Consider the following 17,095-nt stretch of genomic DNA (forward strand, 5'->3'; position numbering starts at 1 on the left):
CTCCATCCCGACCAAAACGGGCGTTCAAAACGCCATCTTCAAGCCTCAGCAGAGGCGAAGGCGCTGCATCGGCCCGTTTTTCCGCATCCTGTTAGAGCTTACGCGTCCCAGAAGTGCGGCATCGCGTCGGACGCGCTGTAGCCGCCCAGCCCCATCCTGGCCCAGGACAGGTCATGGATGCCCATGCCGAACGCCGGGGAGCCCGCCTGCAGCGAATAGTCGCCGTAGTAGGCGTTGGTGAACAGCGGCTTTCCGATCACGTCGTGGTCGCCGTATTTCGGCAGGTTGAAGATCAGGTTGTTGTCGATCACCGGGTCACCGGCGGTCAGCAGCTCCATGTAGTCGTCGAGCGGCAGCGTGCCGCTGATGATGTTTCCGGTGATGGTGTTGTTGCGCGGCAGGCCCGCGTCGCCGTGCACCGGCGCCCACTCCACGCGGATGAAGTCGTGGTTGTTGGCGTCGATGATGGAGACGTTGTTGGACACCAGGTTGTTGTCGCCGCCGTGGATCTGCACCGCGGCCCAGCCGGTGTTCTTCAGGAAGTTGTCGGTGACGGTGACGCCGCCGGTCATGTCGTCCAGGTAGATGCCGAAGCCCTTCTGGCCGTACAGCCACTGGTCGGTGTTGCTGGTGGCGAGGCCGCCGGCGTTCTCCACCCAGTTGCCTTTAATGATGGTGCCGGTGTCCACGCCGGACCGGCCCAGCACCTCGATGCCCCCGCCGTCCGCCGTCTCCAGACCGGTGTTGGTGACGTGGTTGTACTGGATGACGTTGTTGTGGTTGATGTTCGTGGAGTCCCAGTTCTTCAGCGAGATGCCGTAGCGCGCGCTGCCGTCCACGTCGTTGTTGGTGATCAGGTTGTCGTCCACGCCGGTGCCGATGATGCCGGCCACCGCCTTGCGCACCTCGCCGATGTGGGAGATGTCGTTGGCGTAGACGGTGTTGGCGTTGCTGCGGCCGTCCAGGTCGATGCCGTTGACCGCCAGATGGTCCAGGACGTTGCCGCCGATCAGGTTGTGCGACGACCCGGCCGTCAGCTTGATCGCCGTGCCGACGTTGAGGAAGCTGTTGTTGCCGATGTGGTTGTTGGAGGCGCCGGTCAGCTCCAGCGCGTTGCCGCCGGTCGTGGTGTTGGTGAACCCCAGCCCCTCGACCGTCACGCCGCTGGCCCCGTTCAGGCGGATCAGCGTGCCGAGCCGCGCGACCTCGACCCCGTCCTGCGCGAAATGCGCCGCGTCGGCCGGCTTGAAGACCAGCTTGCCGTCGGACGACCGCCAGGCGAACTCGCCCGCCTGGTTGACGAAGGCCGCGTTGTTCAGCAGCTTGTAGGTCGTGCCCTCGGTGAAGGGCAGGGAGGCGCCGTTCTTCAGGATGATCTGGCGGCTGGCGTTGTCGATGCTGACCACGTCGGTCAGCGTGTCGGACAGCCGTTCCGCGTCCATCACCTGAATCTTGGTGCCGGGCGCCAGGTCGGCTGACGAGATGTCGCCGCTGTGGTAGCGAATGGCCCAGCCACTGGGGCCGCCGCTGCCGGCGTCGGCGAAGTACCAGCCGGACGTCGGGTCGGCGTTGTCGAACGCGCCCTTTTCCGCCAGATGCTGGCGCACGCCGCCGATGGTCAGGTCCAGGTCGGTCGGGCTGGACAGCTTGGCCGAATAGATCCCGTTGCCCTCGTTGGTGAAGGACTTGACGACCTCCCCGCCGCTGAGGGTGGGCGTCTCACCGGGGTAGTTGCGGAAGCTGTGCCCGTTGTCGAGGGACGTCAGTTCCAGCGTCTTGATCAGGTGGTAGGTGCCCTCGCGCACGTAGGTCGTGTCGATGTTGCTCGACCGCATGGCGTCGCGGGCGTGTTCCAGCGAGGCGAAGGGGCCGTCGGTGCCGTCGGCGTTCGGCTGGGCCAGCTTGCCCGACCACGTGTCCTTGCCGTTGGTGGCCACGTAGAAGGCCGGGGCGCTCGGCGGTGCGGGCGGCGGCGGCGGGGCGGGCTTGAACAGGTCGGCCGACGCGTTGACGTTCAGCGCGCCGCCCCAGTACAGGCCTTCCTGCCCCTTGACCACGTCCTTTCCGTCCACGGCACCCTTGTCGTAGGTGACGATGCTGTCGGTCGCGTTGACGGTGTGGCCGTTGATCGACACCGACTTGACGTACAGGTTGCGGTCCTGGCCGTTCACGGTGCTGTCGTTGTCGTACCAGATCTGGACCTTGTGCGCCTGCGTCGCGTCGAGGTCGGTCTTGAAGGTGAAAGCGGTCGGGTTGCCGGAGGTGGCGCGGCCGTCGCCGATCATCTTGCCGTCGACCAGCACCTTGAAGTGCGGCGCCACGCCGCCGGCTGACTGGCCCCAGGCAGTGACGGTGATGTCCGTCGTGGTCAGGACCGGCGGCGGGGGCGGCGGGGGCGGGGGCACGTAGGTGCCGCCGAAGTAATCCTCCGGCACGCCGAAGGTCAGGGCGCCGCCCCAGTACAGGCCTTCCTGCCCGGCGACCACGAATTTGCCGTCCACCGGCCCCTTGTCGTAGGAGGCCATGGCGTCGGTCGACTTGATCGTCTGCCCGTCGATCTTGATGCCCTGGACGAACAGGTTGCGGTCCTGGCCGTTCACCGTGGCGTCGTTGTCGTACCAGACCTGGATCTTGTGGGCCTCGTTCGGGTCCACGTCGACCTTGAAGCTGTAGGGCGTGGAACTGCTGGCGTTCACCCAGGCGTCGCCGACCACCTTGTCGTCCACCAGCAGCTTGAAGTGCGGCGGGGTGCCGTTCGCCGACACGCCCGACGCGTTGACCACGATCGTGCTGGTCATGGTGGCCGGAGCCGGCGTCGTGGTGGGCGGGGCGGAGGCGAACAGCGTCTTGGGCATGTCCACGTTCAGTGCGCCGCGCCAGTACATTTCCGTCTGCCCGGCGATGACGTTCTTACCGTCGATGTCGCCGGTGTCGTAAGTGACGGACGGGTCGATGCTGAGGATCGGGGCGCCGTTCACCTCGAACGACTTGATGAAAAGGTTGCGGTCCTCTCCGTTCACCGCACCATCGTTGTCGTACTGCAATTGCAGCTTGTGGGCTTGGTCGGCCGGAACGCGGGCTGTGAAGGTGTATCGGGTTTGGCTGGCCGATGCGACCGTTGCTTCCCCGATCTGCACACCGTCGAGGCGCAGCACGAAATGCGGCCACTTGCCACCCGCTGGAACGCCCCAGGCGTTCACAGCAAAGGTCACGTCCATAAGGCCAGTTGTGTCGGTTGCCATGTCAGACCTCGTACCACCTTCGGCTCTGTTCATCCGGAGGTTGGGCCGACATGCTTAATCAGGTCATAAGATGTTTGGTTAACATAAAGTTAGCGATGTAAATAGCCGTGACATAAAGTAGCTCTGGCCATCGATTGGAAATGCTTGAGCATCGGTTAGAAAGTCTTCGCATCGACAAGAATAGTCGGCGTACGGCTCAGGTCAAGCTCAACACGCGACTCTTCTGCCAGTCGTTCTCAGTCGATGAAGCCGCTCAGCCGTGGTCCGGCGTCGGAGCGAGCGCCGACGCCGGACCACCACATGGATCAGGAAACCTGGAAGGCGAGATAGTTGGCATCGCCCGTCTGGCCGGGGAGGTGGATCAGGGCGCCCGAGGCCATGCCGGAGAAGGTGATGCTCATATCGACGCTGCCGTTGCCGTCGAGGTCGATGTGGGCCGTGGCGCCCTTGGACGCGCCGGTTCCCTCCATCTCCGCCCAGGACAGCGTCGACACGTCCGGTTTCCAACCCCAGGCGATGACCCACTCGCCCTGCTGCAGGTCCGTGATGGTGGACCAGGTGACGTCGCCGCCGCGGCCATCGACGAAGAAGGTGTCCGTGCCGGCGCCGCCGGTCAGGAAGTTCGACCCAGTGCCCCCGTCGAGCACGTCATCGCCTTCCTTGGCGTCGATGGCGTCCATGCCGCTCTTGGCGTTGATGAAGTCGTTGTCGGCGGTGCCGACCACGGCCTCGTTGTCGTCGGAGCCCATGAACTGGTTCTTGAGCGACGCGACCGGGCCCTTATAGGCTTCGGCCTGCGCCGTCCTGTGCGTTCCGGTCGTCTGGTCGGTGATGGAAAACATCGGGGATGTCGGCGTTCCGCCCGCATTCCCGCCCGTATCGCCACCCGTTGTGCTCGGCTGGCTATCCCCAGGGGGCGTGCCCGTTCCCGTCCCCGTTCCCGGACCGCCACCGGTGTTCGGCGTGGAGCCCGTCCCGGTGCCACCCGTTCCGGTGTCCGGTTTGGTGCCGCCGGTCCCGGTGTTGGGCGTGGTCCCGCCGGTTCCGGTGTCCGGAGTGGTCCCGCCCGTTCCCGTGCTGGGCGTGGTGCCGCCCGTTCCGGTGTTGGGCGTGGTCCCGCCGGTTCCAGTGTCCGGCGTGGTTCCGCCCGTCCCGGTGCTGGGCGTCGTGCCACCGGTGCCGGTGTTCGGCGTGGTTCCCCCGCTCCCGGTCCCGCCGCTCCCGGTCCCGGGGTTGGACGTGTCCGAGTGGTTGTTCAGGGTGTAGCTGAGCGAGTTTACCGTCAACCCGCCGCGGCCGGCCGCGACTTCAGAGCCGACCTCCATGTCCAGCAGGTACTGGTTCTTGTCCACGATGCCGCGCGCCGTCAGGTCCTTCAGGATGGCCCCGACGTCGATCGTCCCGCTCAACGCGTCCTTGCTGTATTGATAGGCGGTGTATTCCCACCCCCGCTTTTCCGACGAAGAGTTGGTGATCTGGGCGGTGCCGTTGGAATCCTTGAAGCTTCCGATCACGGAGCCGTCCGGCGTGAAGAATCCGGTGTGCACCCAGACCATGATCTCGTCGGCCACGCCCTGCGTGCCCGAGGAGGGATCCGGTCCGACCCAGAAGCTGAACGCTACGTTGTAGAGGTTCTGGTTGCCGACGAGGCCGAAGCTGTAGCTGACCTTGAAATCGTCGATGCCGCTGACTTTCGCCGGGAAATTCTGCGACGTCGAAGGCGTGTTTTCCCAGGGGCTCTTGCCGACGATCAGGGTCGGGTAGGATTTCACGGGAAAATTATTGTAGGTGAGCGGCTTGCTCGAATCGTACGGCCAACTCCAGGACATTACCGTATCGTTGGGCGATCCCGGGGTGTTGAACGTGATGCTTTGGTTGAAATCCTTCCCGTTGACCAGGTTTCCTGGGTCCCAGACGTTGTTGGTGGCCACCCACGAGCCATTTTGATATTTTTCAGTATTTCCAGTGATAGTGGTGGCCATATCCCTTCCTCTGACGTGTATGTGAGTGGCCAATTTTCATCCGCACGAAGATTATGCCGATGCGGATGATTGATGGGCGTTCCATATAGTGCGAACGGCCGTTGGCTTCACTTACAATCAAAGGCTAGTTCGGCTGGGGTTGCTGAAAGACATCTGGGCGCCATAAGGGGTAATATTATTAAATTCAGGCATGATTCTCGGACGAGAGCGTTTTCTGGAATCGCGCTGAATCCGCCAAGCCTCTATCCCTCCGGCTGGTGCAGCAAGGCGGTGGCCGTACGGAGGACAGCGCGCGTGATGTCGGCCAGCGTCCGGCTTGCGATGCGGCTTCGTTGCCAGAACAGCGGCACGTCCAGCGGCTGGTCCGGGACCAGGGCGACCAGCCGCCCGTCGCGCAGGTGCCCGGTGACCAGCATCTCCGGATTCATGCCCCAGCCGAGCCCGGCCAGCGCCGCGTCGATAAAAGCCTGGGACGAGGGAAGCCAGTGTGTCGGCGACGCGATCTCCGCTCCGAACGCCCGTTCCGTCCACAGCGCCTGCAGCCGGTCCTTGCTGTTGAAGGTCAGGCGCGGCGCGCGGGCGAGCGATGTGGAGTCCACCCCCTCGGGGAAGTGCCGGCGGACGAAGGCTGGGCTGGCGGTCGCGACGTAGCGCAGGGCGCCGAGCGGCGTGCTGTCGCAGCCTTGCACCGGCTTGGCGCTGGCGGTCACCGCGGCCAGGACCTCGCCCCGGCGCAGCCAGTCGGCGCTGTGCTCCTGGTCGTCCAGGACGAGGTCGAACAGGCAGTCCGGCGTTTCGGCCATGGCGGCGACGAACCAGGTCGCGAGGCTGTCCGCGTTCACCGCGAGGCGCACCGTCACCGGCGGACCGGCGTGTGGGATGCCGGGAAGTTCGTCGCGCAGTTCGCTTTCCAGCAGCGACACCTGCTCCACATGCTGGCACAGCCGTTGCCCGGCCGGCGTGCCGGTGCAGGGGGATCCTCGCACCACCAGGATCGTCCCCAGCCGCTCCTCCAGAAGCTTCACGCGCTGGGACACGGCCGAGGGGGTGACGTGGAGCAGCTGAGCCGCCCGTTCGAAGCTGCCGGTGCGGATCACCGCCGCCAGGGCGGTGAGCAGGGCGTAGTCCAGCATGGATTAGCGCTCCTTAACGCGCAGAAAATACTTTAAGCACTCTAATCCAGCCCGCCGTGGTAGCGGAATGGCCTTCGCAACCGGAAAGGGCCGCCATGCTGTCCGCCTTCGTTCCCGGCCTGCTGCTGGGCCTCAGCCTGATCGTCGCCATCGGGGCGCAGAACGCCTTCGTGCTCCGCCAGGGATTGCGTGGCGAGCATGTCCTGGCGGTTTGCCTGACCTGTGCGCTGTCCGACGCCGTGCTGATCCTGGCGGGGGTCGGTGGTTTCGCCCAGGCCGGCGCCTGGGTGCCGTGGCTGGAAACGGCGATCCGCTATGCGGGTGCGGCCTTCCTCCTCGTCTACGGCCTGCGCAGCTTCCGGGCGGCCGTTCGCTCGGGCGGAGCGCTGACGCCGGCGGCGGCCGTCCCAGCCGGGCTCGGCGCGACGCTGCTGACGTGCCTGGCGCTGACCTGGCTCAACCCGCACGTTTACCTCGACACGGTGGTGCTGGTCGGTTCCGTATCCACGCAGTTCGCGGCGGGGAAGCACGCCTTCGCGCTGGGCGCGATGACGGCCTCCTTCCTGTTCTTCTTTTCGCTGGGCTACGGCGCGCGGTTGCTGCGCCCCGTCTTCGCGCGGCCCGGCGCGTGGCGGGTGCTGGACGTCGGCATCGGTGTGGTCATGTGCACGATCGCCGCGACGCTGGTGGTTTGATCCCCCACTTTCGGTGGACGAGGATCGCCACTCGGGGCGGCCCTGTCGAGGCGACTGTTGCCCCAAGCGCGGAGTCCACATGGCGCCGGCGCCACCCGTCGGGGCGTGGACGCCAGCCGCATGTGCGATTGCGGGAAACCGGCGGGTGATGGCATCGTCAGGGCTCATTGAAGCGGGCTTGCGGCCGGCCCGAGCGAACCAAGCTCCGACAGTGGGGCAGGCCGCCCATTCTCCCTGAGGGCATCAATTTTCGGCGGGCACCCTCTTGCGCACGCCCAGCCCTGTCACCATCTCCGCGTTCCCCCCGGGATTCTGCCGACAAGAGCTGAGCCGCCAAGGGCCGAAAGGCTTGAATTCGGGCGCCGTGATCTTGAAAAGCGACCTTCGAACACCTATTTAAGTCAAGTGCGCGGCGCCAGGAACACAAGAAGCATCGAAGTCCTGTGCTTCTCAGGGTCTTGAAAGATGTTGCGCTGGCTCTATATAAGAGTTGTTGCGGCGGTCAAATGACGACGCTTCGCTTCAAAGTTACAACCCAGGACCAGAAATTTCCGGTTCGGCGGCGCTGAGGACAGCGCGCCTTTCCCCTCCTCTCCGGCCCCGTGGCGTGCCGGCAGCCGTGATCTCCTCCCGGGTCATGGCGCTGCCCGCGGGGCCGGGGAGGTTCCCTGCTCCTGCAGACCAGTTTTCCGCATCCACGCGATGCACGCCCACCGGCAGCGTCGAATGCCGGCCTTGAGAACCGACCCCACTGCACCAACCACAACGAAGACCGATACGGAAGGACGCCGCCGGGAAAGCCCGGCGGCGTCCTTCCGGTCGGCTTGGAGAGACAGAACGATGGCATCCCACATCGCTTTCACCGAGCCGATGCAGCAGCACCTGCAGGAAGCCCGGAAGTACGACTACCTGACGCCCGACCAGGAACGCGACCTCGCCATCCGCTGGCGCGATCGGCAGGACCGGGCGGCGCTCGACAAACTGGTCGGCAGCCACCTGCGCCTCGTCTTCAAGATGGCGCGGGGCTACCAGGGCTATGGCCTGCCGCTGTCGGACTTGGTCGCCGAGGGCAACGTCGGCGTCATGCAGGCGGCACAGAAGTTCGACCCCGACAAGGGCTTCCGCTTCGCCACCTACGCCAGCTGGTGGGTCCGCGCGGCGATCCAGGAATACGTGCTGCACAACTGGTCGCTGGTGAAGATCGGCACCACCGGCGCGCAGAAGAAGCTGTTCTTCAGCCTGCGCCGCCTGAAGGCCCGCATGAACGACCTCGACAACGGGGATCTGACGCCGGAGGCGGTGGAGAGCATCGCGACGGAGCTGAACGTGCCGGCCGCCGAGGTGGTGGAGATGAACCGCCGCCTGGGCATGGACCGCTCGCTGAACGCCACCCTGGCGGAGGACGGCGACAGCGAGTGGCAGGATCAGCTGGCCGACGACCGACCGGACCAGGAAGCCAATCTGGCCGAGGCGGAAGAGCGCCAGCGGCGCCAGCAGTTCCTGAAGCTGGGCCTCGGCGTGCTCGACGACCGCGAGCGGCAGATCCTGGTCGCCCGCCGCCTGCGCGAGGAACCGCTGACCCTGGAGGAGCTGAGCCAGCACTTCCATGTCTCGCGCGAGCGCGTCCGCCAGTTGGAGGTGCGCGCCTTCGAGAAGGTCCAGAAGGCCGTCGTGGCGAGCGCCAGGGAGCAACAGATTGCTGCGGCCGGTAAGGGCCGCGAACTGGCCCGCGCCTGACGCGCGGGCACGACCAAGGAACCTTATGGGCACGCATCTGAACACCGAAACCTCGCGGTCCACCTCGGGCCGCGCCCTTGTTCTTCACCCGGTCCTGCGCGGGACCGAGTCGGACCGCAGCCCCGAATCCTCGCTGGAGGAGGCGGTGGGCCTCGCGTCGGCCATCGACCTGGACGTGGCTCAGGCCGCGGTCGTCAAGGTCAACCAGCCGCGCCCGGCCACCCTCCTGGGCGGCGGGGCGATCGAGCAGTACGCGCAAGCGCTGGAGCAGGCGCGCGCAGCCGGCGAAGCCATCGATCTGGTCATCGTCGACCACGCGCTGACCCCGGTCCAGCAGCGCAACCTGGAAAAGGCGTTCGAGGCGAAGGTCATCGACCGGACTGGCCTGATCCTGGAGATCTTCGGCGACCGCGCCCGCACCCACGAAGGCCAGCTTCAGGTTGAGCTGGCGGCGCTGAGCTACCAGAAGTCGCGCCTCGTGCGGTCCTGGACCCACTTGGAACGGCAGCGCGGCGGCTTCGGCTTTCTCGGCGGTCCCGGCGAAAGCCAGCTGGAAATGGACCGCCGGATGATCGGCGACCGAATCGTCAAGATCAAAAAGGAGCTGGAGGACGTCCGCCGCACCCGGGGCCTGCACCGCAAGGCGCGCGCCAAGGTGCCGTACCCGGTCGTGGCGCTGGTCGGCTACACCAACGCCGGCAAGTCCACGCTGTTCAACCGGATGGCCGGCGCGGACGTATTCGCCAAGGACCTGCTGTTCGCCACGCTCGACCCGACCATGCGGCAGGTGGTTCTGCCGTCGGGCCGCAAGGTGATCCTGTCCGACACGGTGGGCTTCGTCTCCGACCTGCCGACCCATCTGGTCGCCGCCTTCCGCGCGACGCTGGAAGAGGTGCAGGCGGCGGACATCATCCTGCACGTCCGCGACATCGCGCATCCCGACAGCGAGGCGCAAAAGGCCGACGTGGAGGCCATCCTGCGCGACCTCGGCATCGACCCCGAGCGCGACCCGCGGGTGATCGAGGTCGCCAACAAGATCGACCGGCTGGATGGGGAGGAGCGCGCCTCCGTCCTCGCCCGGACCGACCGGTCCGACAGCGCCTGCGCGGTGTCGGCGGCGACCGGGGAGCGGTTGGACGACCTGTTCGGCATCCTCGACCGCCGCATGACCGCCGGCCGGGCGGTGGTGGAGATGGACGTGGCGCACGCCGACGGCGCGACGCTCGCCTGGCTCTATGCCCATGGCGAGGTGCTGGACCGCCGCGAGGATGAAGGGCACACTCACCTTCAGATCGCGATCGAGCCGGCGACGCTCGCCCGCCTGCGCCACCAGCGGGAAGAACGGGCCGTGGCCTGATATGTTTTCAAACCGGCGCGGGCCGCAAAAATATCACGGCAGTATTTTTCTGCAAAAAGGCTTGTAGCCCGCCGCACCGCTGTCCATATGCCTGTTAGTCGTCAACAACCGAAAGGAGGTGATCTCGTGTCTCATTGTCTTTCTCTGCTGCCGTCGGGCGCTGTGACCGGGTTCTCCTTCATCGCGAAGGGTTCCCTCGTCTGATAAAGACGCGCCGTAGTCCGATGGATTGCGGATCGACAATGGAGGGGCTGCCGGAAACGGCGGCCCCTCTTTGTTTTTCGGCTATGCCCGCCTTTTGCTGCGGCTGCAACCATTGCCGCTGACGCTTGTTTGAAGGGCACCGTTCGTCCGCCCGCCCTCTCTCGATGTTGCGGCGCCCCCCTTCACTCCGGCACCAGCCCCAAGACGGAGACCAGTCCCACAATGTGCGGCATCAGCGGGGAAATCCGCTTTGATTCACGGCCGGCCTCGGCGTCCGCGGTCGGCTCCATGACCGAAGCCCTGGCCCTGCGCGGTCCGGACGGACAAGGTGTTTTCGCGCACGGGCGCGTCGCCTTCGGTCACCGGCGCCTCAGCATCATCGACCTGTCCGAGGCCTCGCAGCAGCCGATGCTCGACCCGGCGCTCGGCCTCGGCATCGTGTTCAACGGCTGCATCTACAACTACCCCGAACTGCGGGCGGAGCTGGAGGGCCGGGGCTACCGGTTCTTCTCGCACGGCGACACCGAGGTGTTGCTGAAGGCCTACCATGCCTGGGGCCCGCGCTTCGTCGAGCGGCTGTACGGCATGTTCGCCTTTGCGATCTGGGAACGCGACAGCGGAAAGGTCGTGCTGTGCCGCGACCGGCTGGGCATCAAGCCGCTGTACCTCAGCGAGACGCCGGGACGGCTGCGCTTCGCCTCCTCCCTGCCGGCGCTGCTCGCGGGCGGCGACGTGGACACCGACATCGACCCGGTGGCGCTGCACCATTACATGAGCTTCCACGCCGTGGTGCCGGCACCGCTGACCATCCTGAAGGGCGTGCGCAAGCTGCCGCCGGCCACGCTGCTGACGCTGGAGCCGGATGGCCGGCGGACGGAGGAGACCTACTGGGCGCCGGTCTTCGCCCCGCAACCCGGCGACGAGCGCATGTCCGAACAGGATTGGCAGGACGCCGTGCTCGCCACGCTGCGCAAGGCGGTGGAGCGGCGGCTGGTGGCCGACGTGCCGGTCGGCGTGCTGTTGTCGGGCGGCCTGGACAGCTCCGTCATCGTGGCCCTGCTGGCGGAAGCGGGGCAGAGCGGCCTGCAAACCTTCTCCATCGGCTTCGAGACGGTCGGGCAGGAGAAGGGCGACGAGTTCCAATACTCCGACCTGATCGCCGAACGCTTCGGGACCGACCATCACAAGCTGTTCATCGACAGCGGCCGCGCGCTGCCGGCGCTGGCCGACTGCGTCCGCGCCATGGCGGAACCGATGGTCAGCCACGACGCCATCGGCTTCTACCTGCTGTCGCAGGAGGTGTCCAAGCACGTGAAGGTCGTGCAGAGCGGGCAGGGCGCCGACGAGATCTTCGCCGGCTACCACTGGTACCCGCCGATGATGGACGCAACGGACCCTGTGTCCGCCTACGCCAAGGTCTTCTTCGACCGCGACCACGCGGAGATGGCGGAGGCGCTGAACCCGCGCTTCCTCGCCGGGGAGGACGCCAGCCGCGCCTTCGTCGCCGCCCATTTCAACCGGCCGGGCGCGGACCGCGCGGTGGACAAGGCGTTGCGGCTCGACACCACGGTCATGCTGGTCGACGACCCGGTGAAGCGGGTGGACAACATGACCATGGCCTGGGGGCTGGAAGGCCGCGTGCCCTTCCTGGACCACGATCTGGTGGAACTGGCGGCGCGCGTGCCGGCGGAGCTGAAGCTGCGCGACGGCGGCAAATACGTGCTGAAGGAAGCCGCCCGGAAGGTCGTTCCGTCGGAAGTCATCGACCGTCCCAAGGGCTATTTCCCCGTGCCCGCGCTGAAATACCTGCGCGGGCCCTACCTGGAGCTGGTGCGCGACGTGCTGAACCAGCCGGCCGCGCGCGAACGGGCGCTGTTCAATCCGGCTTACCTGGACCGTCTTCTGGCCGATCCGGAAACCCACATCACGCCTTTGCGCGGGTCGAAGCTCTGGCAGGTCGCCTTGCTGGAGTTCTGGCTGCAAACCCATGGGATCTGAAGCCATACGATGATGCACAATCACATTCGTCCGAATTATCGCATCGAACGTGTCCTCGTGGCCGCGTTGCAGGGCGCGGAGATGCACAAGGCGCGCGGCCAGCGGGCCACCGGGCCGATGCCCTGCGCGACGGTGGACTGCGGCTGGGGCCGGCTTCTGTTCGCGCACACCTTCGGGGACGTGCAGGCGCTGATCGAGGCCATGCGGCAGGAGCGGCCGGGGCGGCGGGACATCGCGCTCTACCTGGAGGATCCGCACGTCGCGCTGTCCCAGGCGCCGAACGAGCTGTTCCTCGACCCCTCGCACACCTACCGCCTGCGTCTGGCGGGCTTCCGGCCGAGCCAGGATCTCCGCGGCTTCACCATCGAGGCGCCGCGCGGGCGGCAGGACGCCGACGCCGTGAACCGCATCTACGCGGCGCGCGGCATGGTCACGCTGGATCCGGAATTCTATTGGGCGGAGCGCGACAGCCGCGTGCTGACTCACCTGATCGCCACCGACCCGGTCAGTGGTGCCGTCATCGGATCGGTTACCGGGGTTGACCATGTGCGGGCCTTCAAGGACCCGCAGAACGGCTCCTCCCTCTGGTGCCTCGCGGTCGACCCGCAGGCGGCCTATCCCGGCATTGGCGAGGCGCTGGTGCGCGCGCTGGCCGAGCATTTCCGGGCGCGCGGCCGCAGCTTCATGGATTTGTCCGTCCTGCACGACAACCAGAACGCCATCGCACTTTATGAAAAGCTGGGCTTCAAGCGGGTGCCGGTCTTCGCGCTGAAGACCAAGAACCCGATCAACGAGAAGCTGTACGCCGGCCCGGCGGTGGACGCCGGCTTCAACCCCTACGCCATGATCATCATCAACGAGGCGCGCCGCCGCGGCATCGGGGTGGAGGTCGTGGACGCGGAGGCGAACCTGTTCCGCCTCAGCTTCGGCGGGCGCAGCATCCTGTGCCGGGAGAGCCTGAGCGAGCTGACCTCGGCGGTGGCGCTCTACCGCTGCGACGACAAGTCGGTGACGCGGCGCGCCATGGTCAAGGCCGGCCTGTCGGTGCCGGACCAGATGGTCGCCAACGGCATGGACGACAACGTCGCCTTCCTGGAACGCCACGGCAGCGTTGTCGTGAAGCCGGCGCGCGGCGAGCAGGGGCAGGGCATCACCGTGGACGTGCGCGACGCGAACACGCTGTCCTGGGCGATCGACAAGGCGCGAACGATCTGCGAGACGGTGCTGATGGAGCAGTTCGTGCGCGGGCACGACGTGCGCGTCCTGGTCATCGACTACCGCGTGGTCGCCGCCGCGGTCCGCCGCCCGGCGGAGGTGGTGGGCACCGGGGACCGGACCATCGCCCAGCTGATCGAAGCGCAGAGCCGCCGCCGTGCTGCCGCCACGGGCGGGGAAAGCCGCATCCCGATGGACCAGGAGACGGAGCGCTGCGTGCGCGACGCCGGCTTTTCCATGGACGACGTTCTACCGGAAGGACAGGTTCTGGCCGTGCGCAAGACGGCAAACCTGCACACAGGAGGTACGCTCCACGATATCACCGACCGCCTGCACCACCGCGTGGTAGAAGCCTCCGTCGAAGCCGCCCGAGCGCTGGACATCCCGGTGGTCGGGCTGGATCTGCTGGTGCCGGACCTGATGGGTCCGGACTACGTGATCATCGAGGCGAACGAACGGCCGGGCCTGGCCAACCACGAACCCCAGCCCACCGCCGAACGCTTCCTCGACCTTCTCTTCCCCTATTCGGCGCCCTGATTTTCAGATGGATCTTCAAGGAGCAGGCATGGAGCAGTCAAGCTTGACGCGGACCACGGCCTTGGCTGGAACCGAGCCGGGCGCGCGCCCGGTCATCGACATGGACTACGTCACGGACATCCTGCGCCGCCTGCTCGAAATCCCCAGCCCGACCGGCTACACCGACCAGATCGTGCATTTCTGCGGCGACGAGTTCCGCCGCCTGGGCATCCCCTTCGAGCTGACCCGACGGGGGGCCATCCGCGCCGATCTGATCGGGGCCCGGCGAAGCCCGGACCGCGCCATTGTCGCCCACGTCGACACGCTGGGCGCCATGGTCAAGATGCTGAAGGCCAACGGCCGGCTGGAACTGGTGCCGATCGGCACCTGGTCGGCGCGCTTCGCCGAAGGGGCGCGCTGCACCGTCTTCACCGACCGGGGCAGCTACCGCGGCACCATCCTGCCGCTGAAGGCGTCCGGCCACACCTTCAACACGGAAATCGATACCCAGCCGGTCGACTGGACCAACCTGGAAATCCGCGTCGACGCCTGCTGCGCGACGGAGGAGGACCTGCTGGTCCACGGCTTCAACGTCGGTGACTTCGTCGCCATCGACCCGCAGCCGGAATTCAACCCGAACGGCTTCATCAACTCCCGCCATCTGGACGACAAGGCCGGCGTGGCTGTGATGTTCGGCGCCGCCAAGTCCATCCTGGACAGCCAGGCGCTGCTGCCGGTGGACTGCCACCTGCTGCTGACCATCTCCGAGGAGGTCGGGTCGGGCGCATCGTCCGTGCTGCACCAGGACGTGGCGGAGATGGTGACCATCGACAACGGCACCACCGCGCCCGGCCAGAACAGCCGCGAGTTCGGCGTGACCGTCGCCATGGCCGACAGCTCCGGCCCGTTCGACTATCATCTGACGCACAAGCTGTTGGAACTGTGCCGCGACCACGGCATCGACCACCAGCGCGACGTCTTCCGCTACTACCGGTGCGACAGCGCCGCAGCCATCGAGGCGGGCAACGACATCCGCACCGCGCTCGTCTGCTTCGGGATCGACAGCTCCCACGGCTACGAGCGCATCCACAAGGACGCGCTGCGCTCGCTTGCCGAACTGATCGCGCTGTACATGCAGAGCGACGTGGCCGTTCCCCGCGACCGTCTCGGCATCGGCCCGATGGGCGCCTTCCCCTGGCAACCGACCACACCCGCCGAAACGCCGGAAGGCTGAGCGGGTCCCGTCTACTCCGGTACCGAGGGGCGGCTGACCGACAGCCAGGACGGCGGCTGTGCGGTGGCCTGTCCCGTGCAAGCCGCCTCCACGCACGCCGCCAGACTGCCGAAACGGACCGGGCGCCCGCTCAAGCCCGGCCCGTAGTGGGCGTATTTCGCGGAGTTCGTCATCACCACGCGCGCCGCGGCGGGGAACAGAGGCTCGCTGATTGTGCACCAGCAGACGTCCGTGACGGTGCGGGCGCCGAAGCGCTCCAACTCCGCGATGAGGCCGCGGGCGGCAACCGTCTCCTGCGTGGCGCGGCCGCAGGTGACCACGAGCTGAACGTCGGGATGCTTCGCCCGGCCCCGGCAGAGCGCGGCGAGCCGTTCGAATTCCGTGTCCGAGAAATGCGGGTTGCCGAGGGACACCAGATCGACACCCAAGTCGGCCGTGCTGTTCAGCTCCGCCCAGCGCTCCCGCAGGTCCGCAAGGCTCACGGCGCAGGTCGGGGCCGCGTCCTCCACCACAGCGTCCAGCGCCGTCGCTTCGGGCGTCACGCCGAGGATGTGGAACATCGGCGCGCTCGACGTGGTGGCGAAGGCCGCCCCGAAGGCCTTCAGGTCGTCGGTGGTCGGCCCGGCCGTCTCCAGCCCGACGATCACCGGGATCCGGTCGCCGGCCATCGCTCCGACCTGATACCCCAGCAAGGGGTAGAAGGATTCGTCGAAGTCCGCGCGGAACGGAACGTCGATCCGCACCGTCGCCCGGCGGTTGCCCTCCACATGGCATCCGGACAGCGGCGCCCGGCCGGTCAGGGCGACGCAGATGTCCAGATAGTCCGGGTATTTCATGGTGCGAGCGCCCAGCACGCTGTTGGCGTAGACCACCGCGTTCGATTCCGCCCAGACAATCTGGTCGCCACGGCGGGGGGCGCTGTCCAGCTGATAGGGCGCGCAGGTGAAGGTCGGCCGTGCGCCCATCGCGATATAGGCGTCGGCCAGCGCGCTCGCCGGCTCGCCGACCGCCGCCTCCACACCCTGGTCGCGCCAGTTGCGGCGATCGACCGAGATGGCGTTCAGGCTGGTGGGGATGCGCACCCGGCCGCCCCAGTCGCGCAGCTGTTGGGCGAAGCGCAGCCCGCCCGGCCCGGTGTAGAGGCAGCCGTCGATGTGGGCTTGGCGCACGTCGATCAGTTCTGCGGCGCGGTGGAAGGCGGCCATGCGCAGGATGATCCGCATGGCGACCTGTGCCGCCCGGCCGCCCACCCCCTCCAGCAGCGCCCAATCGGCCTCCGTCAGCGCGACATCAGGCGGAGCGCCCAGCGGAACGGCCGCTCCGGCCGGCGCCCCGGCCGCGTCGTCCGGCCCGGACAATGGGCGCAGGGTGTCGCCCGCCACCTCGACCCAGCCCGCCTGGGCCAGCCGCGGGAACTGGTCGGGTCCGGCCACGACGACGGGAATGGACCGTCCGAACATCTCCTCCGCGACGAACACGCCGAGCGTCAGGATGTCGTCCGGCCGCTCCAGCACCAGCGCGGCCGGGCCATGCCCGTTCAGGATCAGCTCCAGCATCACGCCGCTTCCGGAGCAGGACCCCCGCCCGCTGGGAATGGCCAGCACCGCGCCGGCAAGGGATCGGCCGCTCAGCGGATGGTGACGGTCGATGACCGTGCCCGTGAAGGAATCGACCCCGCCCCAGAAGCTGAGAGGGGTGTCGGAATGGATCACCGGGCCCAGCGCGTAGCCCTCGACCAGGCACCGGCCGGTCCATTCCCGCCGGGATTTGTCTTCCATAGGT

10 protein-coding genes are annotated in these 17,095 nt (G+C 67.1%); 6 read left to right on the forward strand and 4 right to left on the reverse strand.

The window, feature by feature from the left end:
- Positions 1 to 98: 98 nt before the first annotated feature.
- The 3 genes from M2351_RS44125 to M2351_RS44135 form a co-directional block, all read right to left on the reverse strand.
- Positions 99 to 3,242, reverse strand: coding sequence for a carbohydrate-binding domain-containing protein (locus M2351_RS44125; protein ID WP_264662268.1), 3,144 nt, complete (start codon positions 3,240 to 3,242; stop codon positions 99 to 101).
- Positions 3,243 to 3,547: 305 nt separating this feature from the next.
- Positions 3,548 to 5,071: a GH12 family glycosyl hydrolase domain-containing protein gene (locus tag M2351_RS44130; RefSeq protein ID WP_264662269.1), complete on the reverse strand. Its 1,524-nt coding sequence runs from the start codon at positions 5,069 to 5,071 to the stop codon at positions 3,548 to 3,550.
- 395 nt (positions 5,072 to 5,466) lie between these two features.
- Positions 5,467 to 6,357 carry a LysR family transcriptional regulator ArgP gene (locus M2351_RS44135; protein WP_264662270.1) on the reverse strand — a complete coding sequence of 297 codons (891 nt, stop codon included), beginning with the start codon at positions 6,355 to 6,357 and terminating at the stop codon, positions 5,467 to 5,469.
- A 95-nt stretch (positions 6,358 to 6,452) separates the two neighbouring features.
- Here M2351_RS44135 and M2351_RS44140 point away from each other — a divergent pair, with 95 nt between their 5' ends.
- The 6 genes from M2351_RS44140 (at position 6,453) to M2351_RS44165 (ending at position 15,313) form a co-directional block, all read left to right on the forward strand.
- Positions 6,453 to 7,052 (forward strand): LysE/ArgO family amino acid transporter, encoded by a 600-nt coding sequence (locus M2351_RS44140; RefSeq protein WP_264662271.1) that lies wholly within the window; start codon positions 6,453 to 6,455, stop codon positions 7,050 to 7,052.
- An 840-nt stretch (positions 7,053 to 7,892) separates the two neighbouring features.
- Positions 7,893 to 8,789 carry an RNA polymerase factor sigma-32 gene (locus M2351_RS44145; RefSeq protein WP_264662272.1) on the forward strand — a complete coding sequence of 299 codons (897 nt, stop codon included), beginning with the start codon at positions 7,893 to 7,895 and terminating at the stop codon, positions 8,787 to 8,789.
- 25 nt (positions 8,790 to 8,814) lie between these two features.
- Positions 8,815 to 10,146: a GTPase HflX gene (gene hflX / locus M2351_RS44150; protein WP_264662273.1), complete on the forward strand. Its 1,332-nt coding sequence runs from the start codon at positions 8,815 to 8,817 to the stop codon at positions 10,144 to 10,146.
- 426 nt (positions 10,147 to 10,572) lie between these two features.
- Entirely contained in the window at positions 10,573 to 12,348 is a 1,776-nt protein-coding gene (locus M2351_RS44155) for an N-acetylglutaminylglutamine amidotransferase (RefSeq protein ID WP_264662274.1), read from the forward strand.
- 9 nt (positions 12,349 to 12,357) lie between these two features.
- The gene (ngg, locus tag M2351_RS44160) at positions 12,358 to 14,100 is read left to right on the forward strand and encodes an N-acetylglutaminylglutamine synthetase (protein WP_264662275.1); all 1,743 of its coding nucleotides are present in this window, start codon (positions 12,358 to 12,360) and stop codon (positions 14,098 to 14,100) included.
- A 28-nt stretch (positions 14,101 to 14,128) separates the two neighbouring features.
- Positions 14,129 to 15,313: an osmoprotectant NAGGN system M42 family peptidase gene (locus M2351_RS44165; RefSeq protein ID WP_264662276.1), complete on the forward strand. Its 1,185-nt coding sequence runs from the start codon at positions 14,129 to 14,131 to the stop codon at positions 15,311 to 15,313.
- 11 nt (positions 15,314 to 15,324) lie between these two features.
- Here M2351_RS44165 and lhpI read toward each other — a convergent pair whose 3' ends face one another.
- Positions 15,325 to 17,091 (reverse strand): cis-3-hydroxy-L-proline dehydratase, encoded by a 1,767-nt coding sequence (lhpI, locus tag M2351_RS44170; RefSeq protein ID WP_264662277.1) that lies wholly within the window; start codon positions 17,089 to 17,091, stop codon positions 15,325 to 15,327.
- Positions 17,092 to 17,095: the final 4 nt, after the last annotated feature.

This window comes from Azospirillum canadense (genome assembly GCF_025961225.1).
In the GTDB taxonomy this organism is placed as follows: Bacteria; Pseudomonadota; Alphaproteobacteria; order Azospirillales; family Azospirillaceae; genus Azospirillum; species Azospirillum canadense.